Here is a 410-nt window from a genome sequence, read left to right as displayed (position 1 = left end):
GCCGCGCCAATGCGCTGACCGCGGGTGAAAACGCGGGTGGCACCTACATCGACATGCGCAACCTGGGCACCCAGCGCACGCTGGTGCTGGTCAACGGCAAGCGCCTGGGCATCAGCACGTCCGGCTACCAGGACATCTCCACCCTGCCGGTGTCCGCCGTGGAACGCATCGAGGTGCTGAAGGACGGCGCCTCTGCGATCTATGGCTCCGACGACATGGCCGGCGTGGTGAACATCATCACCCGCTCCAATGTCACCGGCGTGACCGCCAACGTCTACCACGGCCAGTACAGCCAGGGCGACGGCGCGCGTGACCGCTTCGACGTGGTCGCCGGCTGGAGCAACGATCGCCTGTCGCTGACCCTGTCGGCCGAGCACGCCGAAGAGAAGGGCGTGTGGGCGCGCGATCGC

Annotated in this window: 1 protein-coding gene; it reads left to right on the top strand. The window is 67.8% G+C overall.

The window, feature by feature from the left end; genetic code table 11:
- On the top strand, nt 1-410 hold a 410-nt coding region (locus EN846_RS33695), incomplete at both ends, for a TonB-dependent receptor plug domain-containing protein (protein WP_148671257.1).

This window comes from Mesorhizobium sp. M4B.F.Ca.ET.203.01.1.1, assembly GCF_004791025.1.
Classification (GTDB): Bacteria; Pseudomonadota; Alphaproteobacteria; order Rhizobiales; family Rhizobiaceae; genus Mesorhizobium; species Mesorhizobium abyssinicae.
This window is presented reverse-complemented; position numbering and strand designations above follow the sequence as displayed.